Raw genomic sequence first — 18,417 nt, 5'->3', positions numbered from 1 at the left:
ATTTTATTTTTTAAAATCGCAGGGTCGCGTCTTCTCCAAGCTCGCGCATTTGCGCTCGTCCCTACGGGACGCTTACGCGCTTTCCGAGCCGCTCACGCATCGATTTTGTTAAGCGAAGGCCGGATCAATTGATTCTTTGAAAAGTCGAGTTTTTTGTTTTGTGTTTTCACAAGATTTTAACGTTCCGTTGTAAGAGCGGTTCCGTCGATTTAATTCTTCATTCAAATCCAATTTTCGGAATTTACCGTTTTGTGTTTCCATTGAATTTGAACTTTATGTTTTTGGAATCGAGATCCGTTTCTACTTTTGCAATATTCTCCGGAGTTTCTATAACAGGGAAGCCGAGATACTCCGAATTGAGCCAGGTCAAATCCGTCGGATATAATTTTTGCAAGTAAAGGACGAGAAGCCCGCCGATCATTTTCAATCCCATTTGAATGGAATCTAAAGAATCGAATCCAAGGGAAGCGTGAACTTTTTCGGGGCCGATTCCGAGGATTTGCAGTGGGCAATACCAGCCTATGTCCGGTTCGGGATGAATTTCCGGTTTACCGATTTTGATGCGAACCTCGTGTTTCTGATTTCCAATTTCGATTAAAAGTTCTCGTTCTGCGATCACTGCGCCGAGTTGATACGAATCTTTCAATTCTTAATATATCCTATCCATTCAATTTTTATTATATACTTTCGCAAGAATCATACTTGTCAATCTGAAGTCAATTTCCGTTTTTTTCAAGATGGGTAGATCAAAAAAGGATCTTGATCGTGTTCCGAGCCGAAAATATACCAATCATCATCGGATTCCTGTGGAAAAACATCCGTAAAGACTTCGTTTAACAAAATCGTTAAAAACCGATTGTAAAGATTTTTTACGACCCAATATTCTTTGGAATCGGCGGATTCTAAAATTTCATCGATTCCTTTAAACGCTTCGTGTAAAACGGTACGTCCTTTCGCATTTTGAAGATTCACTTTGCAACCCGCGGGGAGCAAAACTTTGGCGTTCTTCACGCAGTTCTCGTGCGACGGTAGAGACAATTGAAGAAACACTCCACTTCACGTTGCCAATGAAGGATTAGAAATCATCGATTTACTTGTAGAACACGGGGCCGATATCCACGCAAAAAACACGAAAGGGTTTACTCCCGTTTTTAAAATCCCATGGGCAGAAAGGAAGGATTAGAAATATTGCAACTTCTGCAAAAATACGGAGCGAACCTTCAAGACACAACCAATACCGGAGCCTCTTTGCTTCATTACGCAGCTCTAAACGACAACGTTCCCGTCATCCAATACCTTCTTCAAAACAATTTAGATCCAAATTCATCGACCGAAGAACAAGAAACTCCGCTCCATGGGGCACCTATTTGGCCGCTTCGACAATTTACGTCGGCGCCTTCGTTCAAATAAGTTTTGATTTTGGATAGGTCCGGTCGGCTTCGATCGATTTTTTTTAGCAAACGGGAGTTCAAAAGATTGGATTCCATACGGATCTAAAGGAAATCGGAATTCGCCTTTAAGACAAGTGTAAATAACGTGAATTCGTAGAAAAAGTTTGGGCGAATCCGGTTTTGACGCTAACAACGTTTATCGACTCGAATGGATTTTTATTTTGTCCGCTACCATAAGGAACGGACATTGCAATCTTCCGTGAATTCTATTTTTTTTCTGCCAGATCATTTCTTGTTGAGCGATCTAACTTTCTACAATCCGTGTAAATAAGCATCGGGAAGAATGAGAATAGAATCAATATGGATTTCATTGTAAAGAACGGGAACTCGTTTTTAAAATAGCGGCACCGATAGAGAGCGCCGCTATCAATAAATTTGCCGGTTTTTGTTTTTAGGAAAAAACCTGGAAAGGACTATTGAGCGTATTCTTTCGAAAACTTTTCGGAAGCAACGTTTAAAGACGTAGCCGCTTTTTCGAAATCTTGATTGATTCGATTTAGGATATCGTTTACTTCATTCTGATCCGCTTTGGCTCCCATACTACGAAGTTCGATCAAACGTTTGTAGTCTTTGCTCACTATGTTTTTATAAGTTTCGATCGCTTGAACGCTTGCATTTTTAAAGTTAGAATCGCCTTTAAAGTCGCTGAGTCCTTTTAATTTATCGGAAGACTGATTCAGTTTTCCTTCCCACGCTTTTCTTACATTTTCCGCAGTCGTATAATCTTCTTTTTCCATGGCCGCGTTCAAGGTGTCTAGGTCGTCCGTAGAACCGTTTAAGACTTCCATAATTTTGTTATTATAGTCCACGGGATCTTGTTTGCACCCGGATGCCAAAAGGAAGATGCAACCAATCGTTGCGGTAAATATGAACATACTTTGTTTTTTCATAGGATCACAATCGGATTTAAATTTAGAATTTCAATACGAAAATCGATTTTAGGCGGCGACACTTTTCCTAAATTATAATTATAAAAAAGATCTTATAACTTATTATAATCAAATGCTTTAAATTAGAAGAAATGAATATTGGTTTGACAGATGTTTTGAAGTTCGTATTAAAACCGAATCGTTGCGGTCGTAAGGATAGTTTAGCGGATGGACTGGTGATAGGAGCGATATTTTTTTTCAGCTTTTCAAGGTTCCGTTTTATAGTCGATGGTTTGAATTTTGGAAAGGGAAATGAATTACAATAATATAATATGAAAATTATTTTAAAATATGATAAAAAAACCGCCTGAGCGAAGTCCTTTTTGAATTGTAGAATTCGTATGTTTTTTGTTAGACAGAATTGTAGGAGACGCCTCGTACAGCCATGTGGCTCAGAGGAAAGGACGGGGATACAGTCTTTGTGTATGATTTAAATTAACGTGAGTTCGGTATAACGAATGCGAAAGCGATTATAGGTTGCGATCCATCGAGAGCAACACTTTAGTTCAAGCGAACAACTCAGCGTCTCGTTTCTACGGTCGCTCGGGAAACTCAAAACGTTGCTGCCTGCTGTCGCAACGTTGGGTCGCGAGCTATTTCAGCTTCGCTGAAAGCCAACGCTTTCGCTTCGCGACTTTTGGCTATCTCGCTCTCCATGGATCGCTCGATATCATGGCTCGAGTCGCATTTACGACGCTCTCTAAGGATCGCTGCAAATGCTCTCACGAAAAAGCTTCAAGTCTTCTGGGAACTTTGTTTGATTTGTGAGTTGAATCTTGTTTGGAGGAAGTTTACTCCGTTGGGCCCAGAAGGACTTGCCGTTACGCAGTCTCGCATCGTGCTCGACTAAGCTCCACGGCGTCTTTTTCATGCTCTCGCCTTCCATGGCTCGAGTCGCATTTGCGACGCTCTCTAAGGATCGCTGCAAATGCTCTCACGAAAAAGCTTCAAGTCTTCTGGGAACTTTGTTTGATTTGTGAGTTGAATCTTGTTTGGAGGAAGTTTACTCCGTTGGGCCCAGAAGGACTTGAACCTTCGACCCGCAGATTATGAGTCTGCCGCTCTAACCAACTGAGCTATAGGCCCGGAGTGTTTCCAATATTTTCAGGAAGTCTCGTTCTTCAAGTGAATTTCTTGAAAAGGATTAAAAAGAATCCGAGGGGATGAGAAACCGATTTGGATCTTGAAAAAAAAGGGAAACGGTTTTGTTTTCGGAATCGAAAGCGAAATAGATCGAGACGATCCGCCCATTTTTTTCCAAAAGAAAATAACGTACGGTGAGTGGGGTTCCGGAAACGATTTCTTTTCTTTCAGCTCCGATCGTTTTTAAACCTTGGAACTGCGGAAGAGTTAAGTTCTTAGAGTCCGGAAATAAATTTTTCAAAAAGGATTTGAGAGATTCTTCGTCGGAAGGAGTCCCCTCCCATTCTCGGAGAATCATCATCCAAGCTCTTCCTTCTCTTGGAACCACCTTCCAATGACTTCCCGTTCCCAGGCGTCTTACTTCGCACTTTTCCGGAAAACGAATCTTGATAAGATTCAAAACAAAAGGTGTGTTCGGGGTTTGATAAAAAAGATTCGGATCCAGAGGATCTAAGGCATACAGTTGTTTGAAGGAGAAATGAAGTAAAAAATAAAGTAGGATCGAAGAAACGTAGAGATTCTTTCTTTCGAAAGTTCGTTTTAAAATTTTCTTAATAAATAATTTCATCCAGAGTCAGTTCCCTGAATTCAACCAGATCAAAAACGGGAATCGAAAATCTTTCCTTTTTTTCATCGAGACTGATTTCGGAAGCTTTTTTAAAAAGTGGAACGGTGGAAACTTGAAACACGATCAAACCTTCCCAGTTTCCGCGCACTTCGTAGGCGCCGCCTTCCGCGAGTTTACGAACTTGCCTAAGTCTGGACTTGTCGAATTTGTTAATTCTATATTTATAATATACCGTTTCGCCGTTCCAGTCGTAAAAAATCGCGTAGTTTCCTTTGAGTTCTTGAAAAAAAAGTTTAAACGAATTCGGAAAATCGGGAGATTGGGAGGATAAGGATTCTTTAATGTCGGAAATTCGAGGTTCCGAAAAAGAAATAGAACTCCGATACGTCGCGGCTGCCCTGTGAACTTCCTGAGCGGAAAAGGATCGAATCGGAATTTCAAAAATAAAAAAAACAATCCATAACATTTTTTGAATGTTCAAAAAACGTAACAAGAAATCAGTCCTCTAAATCCTCGGACTCGGATCTGCCGCCGCCGTTTCCCGGAGAGGAAGATCCTCCTCCGCCGGAAGGTGGGGACGTTCCTGAATCGGGCGAGGTTCCGGGTAACGGAGAAGGATCACCCGAACGAATCGGCCTTTCTTTGTTTCCGGACTTGAACTTAGGCGAACCGGGTATTTTGTCGTCCAACTCGTTTCCGGATTCTCCTTTTTTTAATTTTTCGATCGCCGTCTTTGCGGCCTTTTTGACCTTTTCGCTCGGATCGCGTTGAGCCTTGTATTCTAAGATTTCAAGAACGGACATATCCCCCGTATCGGTAAGATGTTTGATCGCTCTCAGTCTCACGATCGGATCGTCGTCTCTCGCATACGCATACAATTCTTCTAATATATCCTTGTCGCCCATGGAAACAAGAGCCGTGACGGAATGGATTTTTAGGGGTTGAAAGTTTTTAACTTCCTCTTTATTTTTGAGATTCCGAATTTTTTCCAATTCTTCCTTGATCGTAGACATCGAGGAAAAGGATTTCATCTTACCCAGAGCGCTTACGGAAAAACTTCTGAGAGTAACCGGTTCTTTGGAGTCCTTATAGATTTCGAGTAACGCGCCTTCCGCTTTTTTGTCTTTGCTTTTTCCGAAGAACAGAGCGATTTGCGCTCTGATTTCGGGATCATTGAAGTTTTCGTTCAGCCTCGCGAGTAAAAAAGAGGACGCCTCTTCCTGTGGAGGGAATTCTCCCAGAGTATCCAAAAGTCCGACGGTAAGATTGGAATTTTTGGTAAAGTCCTGGGATTTTAGGATTTCAAAAAGAATCGGAGCGGCCTTTTCGAGTTTTAACTTTTTGGTCGCGTAGATGGATTCTTTTTGGATATCGGGCTGGTCGCTTTTTAAAAGTTTGAGAATGGATTCTCCGTATTGAATCAGTTTTAATTCGGCGACGGCCCGAATTGTATAGACCCTCATCATCCAATCCGGGTCCTTATCCAAAATTTTTCCGAGTTGATCGATCAAAGCTCCGGAATGTTCGGGGGGAAAGTCTTGGAGTTCTCGAAGGGCCATCGCCCTTTCTTTTGTGGTCCCGAATTTTAAAACCTGAAGAAGTACGTCTTTTTTCTTTAAGAGTTGTTCTTCGGAAAATTTAGCGGGTTTCGTTTGACCGGGTACGGAAAAGACGGGAGCTTCCGCAAAAACAAAAAGGATTGTATATGCAAAAAAAAGAATGTATTTCACGCAATTGTGGGATGTTTGTTCAGGTTTCTTGCTGGAATTTTTGATTTTGTTCTTCCAGCTCTTGGATCTTTCTACTGAGTTCATTGATTAAATGTTGGTTCTCTAAATTTTGGCGGAATTTTTCTATCAAAAAGCGTATATCTCCGGTCAGTTCTTCGATGTTCCAAGGTTTTTCCACGTAACGACTTAAACCGCCGTAGTTGATCGCGTGAATCGCCGAGTCGAGTCCCGCCTGACCCGTGAGCATGATCTTGATCGAGTCCGGAAGTTTTTTGTGAACTTCCTCTAAAAACTGGGAACCTTTCATGCCGGGCATCACTTGATCCGCGATCACAACTTCGATCACGTATCCGGAATTTTGAATTTCTTCCATCAACGCGAGTCCTTCCTCGGCGCTCCCTGCGATTTCGATTTCGTGGCTTTCTCCGAATTCATTTCGAAGTTGCTGCTGGATCGTTTCCAGCACCGATATTTCATCATCGACACAAATGATATAACCTTTATTCATAATCCTGGATCCAAAGTATCTTCAGAAAGAGAATTGCTTCCGTTTCCGTGGAAATGTCAAGAGGATATAACGATTTCTTTGAGAATTACACCTTAGAAATTAAAGTTCAATTACCGAAGGGATGTGCAAAATCCGAGGAGAAAAGTGATTCTTTAGATCCAAATCCGGATGTGCGATGCAGAATCGAATCCACTTTTCCAACTGGATCTTTTTCGGGTCTTCCCAGATCAAACCCTCTCCGAGTTTTTTGGTTATCGCCCTTGCCGGAGAATTAGACAACGGATCGGGCCTGAAAAGTTCCGGGGATTGTTTTTTTAAGATTTCTAAAACGGAGAATCTTTTTTCCCAGGACTTCGATTTTTGAAATCGGGTCTTGAACAGACTTTCCTTTCTGGAAAGGAAGGATCGATCATAAACCTCGTAACCGCTCGATCTACAATGCGTTTGACCTCCGCTTCTTCGGAAATCCACACCTTTTAAAATCAGTCGATCGTATTGTAGATGTTTGGCGAAGGATAGGGCGATTCCGGCCATGTTCAAGGAGGGATTTTCCAGGATCGGAGCCTTTGGAAAAAAAAGGGACCTGAGAATTTGATCCAAAGGATAGGTGGAAAAATAAATCCATTTCGGGTTCGGGAGATCGAAAAGATAAGTTGAACCGCCGAACCAGGTAAGGATCGGAACGTATTCGGGAAGAATATTCCGAAAATGGAATATAGTTCCTCTGGACGAGTCCAAACTTAAAACCGCGTCGGGTACGATTCCGAAATTTAAAATCCAACCTAAGGAAGTGTCGGAAACGAGCAGATGAAATCGGTTTCTGTTTTTAAGAATCCAATCCGTTTCCTCTTCGAGAGAAGGGCTTGCCCCGGTAAAAAGAAGAGTTTGATCTTTGAAAAAATGTTCCTTCGTTCCCGAAAGAATCCGATAAGAATTAATGTTTTTGAATATACTCGTAAGATTTCGAACGTAGTTACGGGTCCAGATTTTTTGAAAATAATCCTTTGCCGCTTCGTTTTGCGAGTTTTGTTTGAGAGAATCCAAAAAGTTCAACGTAAGATCGGAAAACTTCCTGGAATAAACCGGGTGTAAAAAAGGGGAGACCTTGTTCGTTTTTTCGGAAAGCCAGGAAGAAAGCGGTTTGGATAGAAATTCATCCAGACCGAAAATGATTCCGACACGATGTCCTTTCGTTTCGTATGATTTTGAGATTCTCTCGGAAAATTTTTTCGCGATCGGTTTTAATGCGACAATGGGTTCGAGTATGAGTAAATTTACGGGTTCGGTCGCTTTTTGAAGATAGGATTCTACGTGATAACCTAGGCCGAAGCCGAAGATCAGAATCGTTTCTCTTCCGGATTGTGGAATCGGAATCTGTTCGGCGATTCTTTCTCCTTCGGAAATAGGGTTAAAGCGGGAATGAAAAAGGAAACCCGATTGGGTTTCCTCTAAATTTAATGTGCCGTTTGGATTGGAAACAAGGCGGTAGATAGTTTTAAGGAACCTCTAATCCTTTTCCTTTTCGGAATCTTCGCTCTCTTCTTCATCCTCATCGTCTTCGAGGTCATCTTCTTCTTCATCCTCATCGTCGTCATCATCATCGTCCTCGTCATCCTCTTCGTCGAGAGAGTCTTCCTCTTCATCTCCGTCAAGAATCGGGCGAGGCGCTTCTTCCGGAATGAAGTCTTCTTCCGTATCCTCTTCCGCGATCGGGGCTTGTGGAGCTTCGAAAAGTCCGTTGAATTTTGAGTAGGATTCGTTACTGAGATTCGCCTCTTGATCGAGTTTGATTCTTTCTTCTTTTGTGAAATATTGGTATTGAACTTCTTCGCTGGCAAGTGCGAACATTGCTTGAACCGCTAATTTTCTAGCTTTGATTTTTTTGGGCAATTCGAGCCTTTCGATTCGATCCAAGGTATGAAACCCGGCAACAGCTTTTTCATATTTGTTGCGTTTTGCTAATTCGATAAGAGTTACGATGTCAAATTCAGAATTTTGGTTCATTCGGATTCCCTGAATAGATTGGAAAGAAACTTCAAAATACCACGAAATCAGTGGAAAGTGAGATGTCAATTGCTTCTCGCTTCAATTTCGAAGAAACGTCTTTTTTTACTTGATTCGATTCTTGATCTGGAAATCGACGGCGTTTTCGAGCGGCGACTAAAACTAGGAGTTCCTAGATTTTCGGAATAGGCTCGAGTTTACGCTCCTCCCACAACTAACAGTTAACTTACGAATCCTAAGCGCTCGTCCTTTGAAGTGCGGGAACTTCCGCGATTCGAACAAGCGGACTAGGAGTTCCTAGATTTTAGAAATTCAATGTTTCCGATCGGGAATCGGTGGGCCAGGGAATTCATTTTTCGTTTCCCGCTTGATTTCTTGGATACGGGCCGTTTCATAATCCACGTATCAAACCTAGAGAATCTTAGGAAGTAAAATGTCTCATAACTCTCAAATTCAAAAAATACAGGCTCGGGAAATCATCGACTCCCGTGGAAATCCGACCGTAGAAGTGGACGTAACCCTCGTCGACGGTTCCTTTGGCAGGGCCGCCGTTCCTTCCGGCGCATCGACCGGAGAATACGAGGCCGTGGAACTCAGAGACGGTGACAAACATCGTTACTTAGGAAAAGGCGTTCTCAAAGCGGTCGAACACGTAAACGTAAAAATCCAAGAGGCGCTCCAAGGGGAAGACGGGCTGGATCAAAACAGAATCGATCAACGGATGCTTGACGCGGACGGTACGAAGAACAAAGGCAAACTCGGGGCCAACGCAATCCTCGGAACGTCACTCGCGGTGGCAAAGGCTGCTGCTGCTCATTCTAAACTTCCTCTTTACCGTTATATCGGCGGAAACTTCGCCCGAGAACTTCCGGTTCCGATGATGAACATCATCAACGGCGGGGCGCACGCGGACAACAACGTGGACTTTCAAGAATTTATGATTCTTCCGGTCGGAGCGAAAAATTTCCGCGAGGGGCTTCGAATGGGAGCGGAAGTATTCCATTCTTTGAAATCCGTCCTCAAAGGAAAAAAATTGAACACGGCGGTCGGAGACGAAGGCGGTTTTGCCCCGGACCTTACGAGCAACGTGGAAGCGATCGAAGTTATCCTCGAAGCGATCGAAAAGGCGGGTTATAAACCCGAAAAAGACGTTTTATTGGGTTTGGACGCCGCTTCTTCCGAGTTTTATGACAAAAGCAAAAAGAAATACGTACTCGGTGCCGAAAATAATAAGGAATTCTCAAGCGCGGAACTCGTGGATTATTATGCGAACTTGGTTTCCAAGTATCCGATCATCACGATTGAGGACGGGCTGGATGAAAACGACTGGGACGGTTGGAAACTTCTTTCCGAAAAATTAGGAAAGAAAGTTCAGCTCGTGGGAGACGATCTTTTTGTGACGAACATCGAGAAACTCTCCAAAGGAATCTCTTCCGGAGTGGGAAATTCGATTTTGATCAAAGTAAATCAAATCGGCTCTCTTTCGGAAACTTTAGCTTCGATCGAAATGGCAAAAAAAGCGAAATACACGAACGTTGTAAGTCATAGAAGCGGGGAAACCGAAGACGTTACGATCTCTCACATCGCGGTTGCGACTAACGCGGGCCAGATCAAAACGGGATCTCTTTCCAGAACGGATCGGATCGCGAAGTACAACGAACTTCTCAGAATCGAAGAAGAACTCGGAAAGTCCGCGATCTACAAAGGCAGGGAAACTTTTTATAATTTATAAGAATTCTTTTTGCAAAGAAAAACGATGCGTTTTCTAACGAGCGCATCGTGTCGGAAATTTCGCGTAGAATCCTATTTAAAGTTAGAGTGATTTGAAATTCTAAAGATTCAAAAAACAAAAAAGGAATTTAAGAAACGCCATCAATTTATGATTTCTCTTTCGACTAAAGTCTTTTGGTTCTCTTGTTTTCTCGCGGGACTCTTTTATTTTGTAGTCCTGGGAGAATCCGGGATCGTTGTACGTTCCCAACTGGAAGAATCGCTCGCGTCCTTACAGTTGGATGTGGAAAGACTTTCCTATGAAAACAGACAGTTGGAAGAGAAACAAAAAATCCTAAAGAACGACCAAGCAGCTCTGGAAAGGGAGGCGAGGAGATTTTACCTTTTGAGTGAAAACGCTCATATCGTTAAATTTAGAGAAACCGAAAATACATCCGAAGTCAAACCGGTTCTTGCATCCAGATTGAATGCGTTTCGTCCGGGAAAACAATTTCCGGTTCCACCCATCCATTTTATTCGGATTTTCTACACAATCTTCTCTAGTTTTATTTGTATTGGAGTTTTCATAAAAATGAGGAAGAAGAAACTGGACCTGAACAACGAATAAAGGAAAGGTTCAGGAATGCCAGAAACAGAAAAAATCGCGGAAGTATTCGAAGAACTCACAGGAAGTAAAATTTCCAAAAATTTCCTCGACCACAGAAAGATTTTTCTCTGGGGTCCGGTCACCGACGAATCTTCCAAGGACTTGGTCGGAAAACTCCTCTACCTGGAAATGAAAGATCCGGGAAAACCGATTACGTTTTTTATCAATAGTCCCGGCGGTGTCGTAACTTCGGGTATGACCGTTTTTGATACGATCAAGATGATTTCATCTCCGGTCCATACGGTTTGTATGGGAATGGCGGCGTCCATGGGTTCGGTCCTTCTCGCAGCCGGTAAAAAAGGAGAACGTTCCATTTGGCCGAACGGAAAGGTGATGATTCACCAACCGAGCATCGGCGGACAAATCGTCGCGCCCGCAACGGATCTGAAAATTCATGCGGAAGAAATTCTCAAAACAAAAGCAAAGTTAAATCAAATTCTCGCGGACGCCTGCGGACATCCGGTTTCCAAATTGGAAGAGGACACGGATCGCGACTATTACATGGACGCGGAAGAGGCGTTGAAGTACGGAATCGTAGACAAACTCGCTTCAAAAATCGACGTTAACTGATCGGGGACGACTTTCTTGTCTAAGACGGTTTCCTTAGAAGAATTCTTAAAAGAATTTTTAGTCTCTTCGGGACAAAAAGGTAGAAATCCGCAAGAGGATCAAAACTTAAGCGAACTTTTCCTGGAGTTCTCTTCTCTTCTTTTTTTGGAAGGAGAAGACGAAGAAACCCGGGAAGAAGTTCTTTTGAAGGACATCGGTTCTTTTGAACTCGACGAGTTTGTAAATTTTTATCTTTCCGATATGCACCCGGACGACCCGGCGATCGTAAAACGAGGTGTGGATTTTTTAAGAAGGCTCCATAAGTTCGCAAAAAAATCCCCTCACTTGAACAAAGAACAACTGGAAGACTGGGACGGATTCTTTAAAGAACTCTAATATTCACGTTAGGCGTACTTCGCATGAGTTCAGAACCCTTCAAACCGAAACGATTCTTTCAGGGCAAACACCTTCAGACCGTTTATAATACGCTATTTCCTCCCGAAAATCGTCTCAGAAGTTCGTATTACTTCGAAGACGTTCTTCTGCAACTTTCCGACGGATCGGGGGACGCTCTTTGGTTGGAACACAATCCGCCTCTTTCCTTATATTCGTCTTCCGCTCCGGTCTGGAACGGAATTTATATCGTGATGATTCACGGTATGGAAGGAACTTCGGACAGCTCGTATCTTGTTACACTGGCGCAGAACGCACTTCTTCGAGGATACGGATGTATTCGGATGAATCTCAGAAACTGCGGTCGAGGTCAGGGATTTTCGAAAGGAACGTATAACATCGGTCAGACGAAGGACGTTCAAGACGTGATCGACTTCGTTTGGAAAAAACTTTCCCACAGAATTTTTCTCTCCGGATTTTCCCTTTCGGCGAGTTTGGTTTTAAAATATTTCGGAGAAGGAAGAAATCACAAAGTGGAAGCCTTTTCTTCCACAAACCCTCCCTTGGATCTGTTTAAAGGTTGCGAGCATATCGATTCGAGCGAAGGAAAATTTTACAGAGATCGGTTCCTATCCGGATTTCGCAAAAAGATCAAAAACAAAATCATACAACTTCCGCCTCCACTGGAAAAGAACGCGTTTCAAACCAAGACTTTTTTTGAGTTCGACGACCGTGTCACGGCTCCTTTTTTCGGTTACAAGGACGCGACTCAGTACTATCAAGATTGTTCGAGCATTCGATACATTCCCGATATCCGTCATCCCGGAATCGTAATTCATTCCGAAGACGATCCGGTGGTTCCTCCTTTTGATTGGGAAAAAATAGAATGGAACAAACTTCCTCATATTCGTACGATTCTCAGTCCCAAAGGAGGGCATGTCGGATTTTTAACGGACCCAACTCCTGAAATTCCGGACGGAAGATGGTTGAATAAAATAATTCTGGATTATTTCGATTCGAAACGAAACCCTGGAAACTGATTTTTTATCCCCCATATATGGGGGGAAAAACGATCGTGACGATCCAGAGTAAATAAGCGATCTTTTCATCCGATGAATTCCCCCAAAAAAAAACCTCCCGAAAAAGAAAAACTTACCAAACCTACCGGCGCTTCCTTTTTTATCGTAGTCGCCTTCGAAGACGCAGAAATGTTTTATTCCATCAAAACCAAAACCGAAAAAAAGTTCTCAGCGACCTTGTATGAAAGTAATTTTATGCCTACTTGGAAGGATCCGGACGCGGATCTCTGGAATCGATTTCCGGGAAGAAATACGAAAATTCTTTCCTTTAAAAGAAGAATTCATAGGGAAGAACTTCCTTCCATCCAGAAAGAATGTCTTTCGATCCAAAACTTCGCAATCGAAAAGGACGACGGGGTTCGTATTTTTCCGGGATATCTTTGCAATCACTCCGTGATAATTTCGAGCGTCCGAGACGACTTTCACAGGATTTATCTTTTTAACGGCGTTTATGCCGAAACGGTTTATAACTATCAAAAACAAAAGATGGTCTTTCGGGAAACGGCTCCTCCGTTTTTTAAAACTCCCGAAGCGGTTTATTTTTTTACAAGTCTGAGAGAATCCTATGTTCAAAACATTCATAAAACCTAAACTACTTTTCTGCGTTTCCGGAATCTGCTTATCCTTATTCGGAACCTGCGCGCAGACCCGGCTCGAAATCGAGACGATTACTCTTTGCGATCATTTCAATCGAGCCGGAGAATGTCTAGAACCCGTCGAAAAAAATCATCACTACAAAGTGGAAATTCCGAACCACAGAAAACCCGATACCTGGGAAAAGTTCGCAAACTATCTCTACTTTCACGCTCGGGAAACTCCGGGTTTCCTAATTCGATTCAATCGAAAATTAACTCCTTCCGAGTCCAGAGCGATCCGGGATTCTTATTATGCGACGATGAGTTTTTCCGGAACCGTAGAAAGGATGGAAGGTTTTGAAATGGGAGAGGATTGGGTGGGTTCGTTTCAATATCTGGGTTCGATCATCAAGGACAAACTGAAAAAAGAAAATCGCCTCGGTTCGTTTCCTTATACGAACTCGATTTTTCCGGCGGAAGTGGAATTCAAATTTAACTCCTCTCTTTTTGAAGGCGGAGAAAAAACAAAAATCAATCTGAGTTACACTGTACTTCCTCCGGAAAAATAAAGCAAAACGGAACCGGTCATCTTGACTCCGTAGAATCAAGAATCACACTTCGAACTGTCTTACGTCCAAGAATCATACTCATTTACGGATCGTGTTGTGGGAACGATCTTTTCACGAGGATTGTCGTAGTTCCGACCGATTTATTTTTATGTTGTGTGCCTGGTTTTTGATCGGGACCGTTCCCATCCGATTTTCAGTAAAAGGTCTCGATTCGGCGGAAAGGCCCTTTCGTTTTTATTCCTTGAATTTCCATCTGTCAGGCTTTCTTTTGGTATTATCCATGAATTCGGAACCCCATTTCCGTATTATTTTTCCTCTTTCTACTACCGGAAGCTGTGTGTAACTTGAATGAACCGAATTTTTCTTTGCCTCATTGTAAGCCTACTGGAAATCCATTGTGCGTTGTCGGAACAACCCAATCTGGGAATTCAGGAATTTCAAGGAATGACCCTGGACGGAAAGCCGGTTCGACTTTCCGAGATGTCTGCGTCTCGGTTGGTTTTAAACGTATACGGACCGAATTGTATTCCTTGTATCAAAGAAATTCCGGCGCTCAACTATCTCTATCAGGAATTGCAAAAAGACCCGAAGATTCAATTCTATATGGCGGTGGATCCGGCGCTTTTCTTTGACGAACCGGAAACGATGTCGGAAGACGAGTTATTGACCAAGGCGGTTCCCTTGGTAAAAGAGGAAATTCGGAAATACGGAATTCAAGTTCCTACACTTCTGATGAAAAAACCGTTTCGAGTGAGTAGAACGGATTCTATCGTCACGGGGACTCCCGAGACGCTTCTTTTTAAAACGAAACCTTTGTTGCTCTATTATAATTTTATCGGACCGATCAGCGAGGAGTCCAATCCGCAAAGGTTGAGCGTGGATCAGAAGGTTCTTTTTTTCAAAAGGATGGCCGGATCTTCATGAGAAGTTTGATCGTTCGATTTAAGGATTGTGAAGGGCCCGGAATTTTACTCGATTCCTTAAAGGAAAGAAATTATAGAATCACCTATCACAACGCGTACGATCCGAAAGTGCAACCGCTACCGGATGCACATTTGGTTTTTGATCTGATCGTTCTTTTGGGCGGACCCCAGTCCGTCGAAGATCCTACACTTTCTCGTTTTTTCGAACCTTGGCTCAACTTGGTGCGTTATGCGGCATCGATGCCCAATCGTAAGGTGATCGGAGTTTGTCTTGGTTCGCAAATCATTTCCAAGGCGCTTGGCGGGGAAGTCAAACGAGGCGAGAAAGGCCCCGAGGTAGGTTTTTACGACGTTCAGGTTCGGGAACCTTTTCATTTCCCATTCGACGGAGCGGCTTCCTTTCCCGCGTTTCATCTGCACGAAGACGTGTTTTCGATCCCACAAGGAGCCGAACATCTTTTGACGAGCGAGATGTATCCCAATCAAATGTTTTCCTTTCAGGATCGACTTTTCGGAATTCAGTGTCATCTGGAAGTTACGGCTCCGATGCTCAAGGTCTGGCGGACGATACACTCGGATTTTATCCGTTCCGCCGGTTGGATTCCCGGACCGGAAACGGAGGTTTTGAGGTCTCAAATGGAGAACGTTGGACGTAGAATTTTCGGAAAAATTCTCGATCTTACACCGGGCTCTGCAACCTATCGGTCCGTTCTCACTCCGCAAAACGCCGAGGCCGGAAACAAATGATGGAACTTGTCGAAGTTCGGGAGCCGCGAAGGTTCGGAAATACGACCTTTTCGAACCTCGGACATGAATGGAATTTCGACTTGATGATCTTAAAAGAAATGATTCAAATGATAGAATATACGGAAAAATGAATATGATTCAAAACATTCTCCGGGTGATTCTCGGAAGTAAATTCGAACGAGACTTAAAAAAACTCATCCCAATCGTCGTACAGATCAATTCTTTGGAAGAAAGAATGAAAGGGATGAACGATTCCCAGCTTTCTTCTCAAACGGTTGGATTTCGAGAGAGGATCGTTCAGGGAGAATCCTTGGACTCCATTCTTCCCGAAGCGTTTGCCACTGTGAGAGAGGTTTCCCTTCGTACGATGGGAATGAGGCACTTCGACGTTCAGATGATGGGAGGGATCGCCCTCCACGGCGGTAATATCGCGGAGATGAAAACCGGAGAAGGAAAAACCCTGACTTCGACTCTCGCCGTTTATCTGAACGCACTTGCGGGAAAGGGAGTTCACGTCGTTACCGTAAACGATTATCTCGCAAAACGGGACGCGAACTGGATGAGGCCGATCTACGACTTTCTCGGAATTTCCGTAGGAGTGATTCAACACGATATGGATCACGAACAAAGAAAGGCCGCTTATGGGGCGGACATCACGTACGGAACCAACAATGAATTCGGTTTTGATTATCTGAGAGACAACATGGTTTCTCACAGGGATCATAAGGTTCAGAGGTCGCATTTTTTTGCGATCGTGGACGAGGTGGATTCGATTTTGATCGACGAAGCGAGAACCCCTCTGATCATTTCCGGTTCTTCGGACGAGGCGACCGACAAATACGTTCGTATCAATAAGATCATTCCCAAATTGATCGCAACGGAAGACTTCGAGGTGGACGAAAAGGCGCGTAACGTGCTTCTTTCCGAAAGAGGAGTTTCTCACGTGGAAGAGATCCTGGGGATTGATAACCTCTACGCCCCCGAAAACGTGGATCTGGTGCATCACGTTCACCAAGCTCTGAAGGCGCATAAAATATTTCAGCAGGATGTGGATTACATCGTTCGAAACGGCGAAGTTGTGATCATCGACGAATTTACGGGTCGTCCGATGGAAGGTAGAAGATATTCGGACGGACTTCACCAAGCTCTTGAAGCCAAGGAAAGTGTGACGATCGCGAAAGAATCTCAGACCCTCGCTTCCATCACTTTCCAAAATTATTTCAGAATGTACGATAAACTTGCGGGTATGACCGGAACCGCGGACACAGAGGCGGAGGAATTTAAGAAAATCTACAATCTAGACGTCATCGTAATTCCGCCAAACGTGACGGTTCAGAGAAAAGATTTTCCGGACCGCGTTTACAGGACCGAAAAGGAAAAGTTCGACGCGATCCTCGCCGAAATTCGGGATCTCCAATCCAAAAAACAACCGGTTCTCGTAGGAACGATCTCCATCGAAAAATCCGAAGTTCTTTCTAAGATGCTCGCCTCCGCGGGGATCCAACATAGCGTCTTGAACGCTAAGTTCCACGAAAAAGAAGCGGAGATTGTCGCTAACGCAGGGAAACCGGGTGCGGTCACGATCGCGACCAACATGGCGGGAAGGGGAACCGATATCGTTCTCGGCGGTGCGCAACCTTATAAAGAGAACTTGGAAACCTGGAAAGACGAAGACGATCTTATCAGGGAGTTTAAGAAATCGATTTTAAAACAAGAATTGGAAAACGCGGAATCCGTGGCTCAGAAAATGGATTCCGGAGCGAAACAAAAAAGGGCGAATGAAATTCTTCAGTCCATAAAAATTTGGAAAAAGAATCACGAAGACGTGATCGCTGCCGGTGGTCTTCATATTCTTGGAACGGAAAGGCACGAAGCGAGACGGATCGACAACCAGCTTCGGGGCCGTTCGGGTCGTCAGGGAGATCCGGGTTCCAGCCGTTTTTATTTATCTCTTCAAGACGATCTGATGCGGATCTTCGGTTCGGATCGGATTTCGGGTCTCATGAAATGGGCCAACATGCCCGAAGGTCAAGAGATCGAAAGTAAGATGGTGAGTAACGCGATCGCCAGAGCGCAGAAAAGGGTGGAAGGTCATAACTTCGATATCCGGAAACACCTTCTGGAATACGACGACGTGATGAACCGTCAAAGAATCGTAATCTACAAAATGAGAAACGAGGTCCTTGAAAACGAGGATATTGCTCCTCTGATCGGCGGTTTTATCGAAGAGGCCGTGGAAAATCAAATCGTTTCCTTCTGCGAAGGAAACAATCCTTCCGCTTGGAATTTGGAAGCTCTCAACGAATGGTTGGAAACTTTAGACCTAGGCGTTAAAATTAAAGAAGAAGATTTTAAGAAAACAAAAAATCCGCAATTGGCCCTGTTTGATACGATCCATGCGGCCGCAAAACAAAGATACGAAGGCAGAGCGACAAGTATCGGTAAGGATATTTGGAAACTTCTCGAAAGAAATATTTTCCTAGATATCTTAGATCATCGTTGGAAGGAACATCTCTATTCCATGGATCATCTGAGAGAAGGAATCTGGACCGTAGGTTACAGCGAAAGAAACCCTCTCGTGGAATACAAACTTCAAGGTTTTAGAATGTTCGACGTTGCGATCGAGAACCTAAAAAACGAAGTCGTAAACTTTCTATTTCGCGTGGAAGTATCGGAAAATTCCAAACCACCCGAAGAAAAACGGGAATATAAAAAAGTGGGTCGGGAAGTGACCGGAGGATTTCAAGAACTTACTGGCGGAACTTCCAATCGATCTCGTTCCAACGGATCGGCCGTAACGGTTACGACCAGTTCCGGCGGTGGGACGGAAAGAAAAACGAGTCGGAGACGGAAACACTGAGGTTTTGTCTTT

Annotated in this window: 22 protein-coding genes and 1 tRNA gene; 13 read left to right on the top strand and 10 right to left on the bottom strand. The window is 43.5% G+C overall.

What is annotated here, in order from left to right; all coding sequences use genetic code 11:
- Window positions 1-241: 241 nt before the first annotated feature.
- Window positions 242-646 (bottom strand): DUF6968 family protein, encoded by a 405-nt coding sequence (locus LEP1GSC060_RS07705; RefSeq protein ID WP_003000472.1) that lies wholly within the window; start codon window positions 644-646, stop codon window positions 242-244.
- Between the two features lie 86 nt (window positions 647-732).
- Complete coding sequence (locus tag LEP1GSC060_RS20285) at window positions 733-1,011, bottom strand: hypothetical protein (RefSeq protein WP_003000518.1); 279 nt, start codon at window positions 1,009-1,011, stop codon at window positions 733-735.
- A 70-nt stretch (window positions 1,012-1,081) separates the two neighbouring features.
- On the opposite strand from LEP1GSC060_RS20285, the gene LEP1GSC060_RS20540 reads away from it, so the two are divergent.
- Entirely contained in the window at window positions 1,082-1,183 is a 102-nt protein-coding gene (locus tag LEP1GSC060_RS20540; protein WP_338041955.1) for a hypothetical protein, read from the top strand.
- A complete protein-coding gene (locus LEP1GSC060_RS20535; RefSeq protein WP_036095775.1) occupies window positions 1,162-1,410 on the top strand; it encodes an ankyrin repeat domain-containing protein in 249 nt (82 codons plus the stop codon). Before LEP1GSC060_RS20540 ends, LEP1GSC060_RS20535 begins: the two co-directional genes overlap by 22 nt.
- 454 nt (window positions 1,411-1,864) lie before the next feature.
- Here LEP1GSC060_RS20535 and LEP1GSC060_RS07690 read toward each other — a convergent pair whose 3' ends face one another.
- The 8 genes from LEP1GSC060_RS07690 to LEP1GSC060_RS07655 form a co-directional block, all read right to left on the bottom strand.
- Complete coding sequence (locus LEP1GSC060_RS07690) at window positions 1,865-2,341, bottom strand: LIC11966 family lipoprotein (RefSeq protein ID WP_036095772.1); 477 nt, start codon at window positions 2,339-2,341, stop codon at window positions 1,865-1,867.
- A 1,051-nt stretch (window positions 2,342-3,392) separates the two neighbouring features.
- Window positions 3,393-3,466: transfer RNA gene (locus LEP1GSC060_RS07685), tRNA-Ile, on the bottom strand.
- 58 nt (window positions 3,467-3,524) lie between these two features.
- Window positions 3,525-4,091 (bottom strand): hypothetical protein, encoded by a 567-nt coding sequence (locus LEP1GSC060_RS07680; RefSeq protein WP_003000368.1) that lies wholly within the window; start codon window positions 4,089-4,091, stop codon window positions 3,525-3,527.
- Window positions 4,075-4,584, bottom strand: a complete 510-nt coding sequence (locus tag LEP1GSC060_RS07675) for an LIC_11959 family protein (RefSeq protein WP_003000436.1) — start codon at window positions 4,582-4,584, stop codon at window positions 4,075-4,077. The genes LEP1GSC060_RS07680 and LEP1GSC060_RS07675 overlap by 17 nt, the downstream gene beginning before the upstream one ends.
- Window positions 4,585-4,588: 4 nt before the next feature.
- On the bottom strand, window positions 4,589-5,905 hold the full coding sequence (locus LEP1GSC060_RS07670) for a HEAT repeat domain-containing protein (RefSeq protein WP_080634531.1): 1,317 nt from the start codon (window positions 5,903-5,905) through the stop codon (window positions 4,589-4,591).
- The gene (locus tag LEP1GSC060_RS07665; protein ID WP_036095769.1) at window positions 5,841-6,329 is read right to left on the bottom strand and encodes a response regulator; all 489 of its coding nucleotides are present in this window, start codon (window positions 6,327-6,329) and stop codon (window positions 5,841-5,843) included. Before LEP1GSC060_RS07665 ends, LEP1GSC060_RS07670 begins: the two co-directional genes overlap by 65 nt.
- A 99-nt stretch (window positions 6,330-6,428) precedes the next feature.
- On the bottom strand, window positions 6,429-7,670 hold the full coding sequence (locus LEP1GSC060_RS07660) for a 6-hydroxymethylpterin diphosphokinase MptE-like protein (protein ID WP_036095766.1): 1,242 nt from the start codon (window positions 7,668-7,670) through the stop codon (window positions 6,429-6,431).
- Window positions 7,671-7,835: 165 nt separating this feature from the next.
- The gene (locus LEP1GSC060_RS07655) at window positions 7,836-8,402 is read right to left on the bottom strand and encodes a hypothetical protein (protein WP_036095764.1); all 567 of its coding nucleotides are present in this window, start codon (window positions 8,400-8,402) and stop codon (window positions 7,836-7,838) included.
- Between the two features lie 364 nt (window positions 8,403-8,766).
- Between LEP1GSC060_RS07655 and eno the strand changes: the two genes are divergently transcribed.
- From eno to secA, 11 genes are all read left to right on the top strand, one after another.
- Window positions 8,767-10,065 (top strand): phosphopyruvate hydratase, encoded by a 1,299-nt coding sequence (eno, locus tag LEP1GSC060_RS07650; RefSeq protein ID WP_003000469.1) that lies wholly within the window; start codon window positions 8,767-8,769, stop codon window positions 10,063-10,065.
- Between the two features lie 147 nt (window positions 10,066-10,212).
- A complete protein-coding gene (locus LEP1GSC060_RS07645; RefSeq protein ID WP_003000433.1) occupies window positions 10,213-10,671 on the top strand; it encodes a septum formation initiator family protein in 459 nt (152 codons plus the stop codon).
- Window positions 10,672-10,686: 15 nt separating this feature from the next.
- Window positions 10,687-11,280 carry an ATP-dependent Clp protease proteolytic subunit gene (locus tag LEP1GSC060_RS07640; RefSeq protein ID WP_003000409.1) on the top strand — a complete coding sequence of 198 codons (594 nt, stop codon included), beginning with the start codon at window positions 10,687-10,689 and terminating at the stop codon, window positions 11,278-11,280.
- 15 nt (window positions 11,281-11,295) lie between these two features.
- Window positions 11,296-11,655, top strand: a complete 360-nt coding sequence (locus LEP1GSC060_RS07635; RefSeq protein ID WP_003000341.1) for a hypothetical protein — start codon at window positions 11,296-11,298, stop codon at window positions 11,653-11,655.
- A 23-nt stretch (window positions 11,656-11,678) separates the two neighbouring features.
- A complete protein-coding gene (locus LEP1GSC060_RS07630) occupies window positions 11,679-12,692 on the top strand; it encodes a YheT family hydrolase (RefSeq protein WP_003000439.1) in 1,014 nt (337 codons plus the stop codon).
- Between the two features lie 72 nt (window positions 12,693-12,764).
- Window positions 12,765-13,322 (top strand): DUF4416 family protein, encoded by a 558-nt coding sequence (locus tag LEP1GSC060_RS07625; RefSeq protein WP_003000380.1) that lies wholly within the window; start codon window positions 12,765-12,767, stop codon window positions 13,320-13,322.
- Entirely contained in the window at window positions 13,297-13,875 is a 579-nt protein-coding gene (gene lcpA / locus LEP1GSC060_RS07620; RefSeq protein WP_003000445.1) for a complement regulator-acquiring protein LcpA, read from the top strand. The genes LEP1GSC060_RS07625 and lcpA overlap by 26 nt, the downstream gene beginning before the upstream one ends.
- 348 nt (window positions 13,876-14,223) lie before the next feature.
- Complete coding sequence (locus tag LEP1GSC060_RS07610; RefSeq protein WP_036095759.1) at window positions 14,224-14,799, top strand: redoxin domain-containing protein; 576 nt, start codon at window positions 14,224-14,226, stop codon at window positions 14,797-14,799.
- On the top strand, window positions 14,796-15,545 hold the full coding sequence (locus tag LEP1GSC060_RS07605) for a type 1 glutamine amidotransferase (RefSeq protein ID WP_003000421.1): 750 nt from the start codon (window positions 14,796-14,798) through the stop codon (window positions 15,543-15,545). Before LEP1GSC060_RS07610 ends, LEP1GSC060_RS07605 begins: the two co-directional genes overlap by 4 nt.
- Complete coding sequence (locus LEP1GSC060_RS20735) at window positions 15,542-15,676, top strand: hypothetical protein (protein WP_268914471.1); 135 nt, start codon at window positions 15,542-15,544, stop codon at window positions 15,674-15,676. Before LEP1GSC060_RS07605 ends, LEP1GSC060_RS20735 begins: the two co-directional genes overlap by 4 nt.
- 2 nt (window positions 15,677-15,678) lie before the next feature.
- Entirely contained in the window at window positions 15,679-18,405 is a 2,727-nt protein-coding gene (gene secA, locus LEP1GSC060_RS07600; protein ID WP_003000565.1) for a preprotein translocase subunit SecA, read from the top strand.
- The last annotated feature ends 12 nt before the right edge of the window (window positions 18,406-18,417 follow it).

Origin of the sequence: Leptospira weilii serovar Ranarum str. ICFT, from assembly GCF_000332415.1 — a bacterium.
Taxonomy (GTDB): Bacteria; Spirochaetota; Leptospiria; order Leptospirales; family Leptospiraceae; genus Leptospira; species Leptospira weilii_A.
Note: the sequence above shows the minus strand (reverse complement) of the source record. Positions and strands in the feature narration are given on the sequence as shown.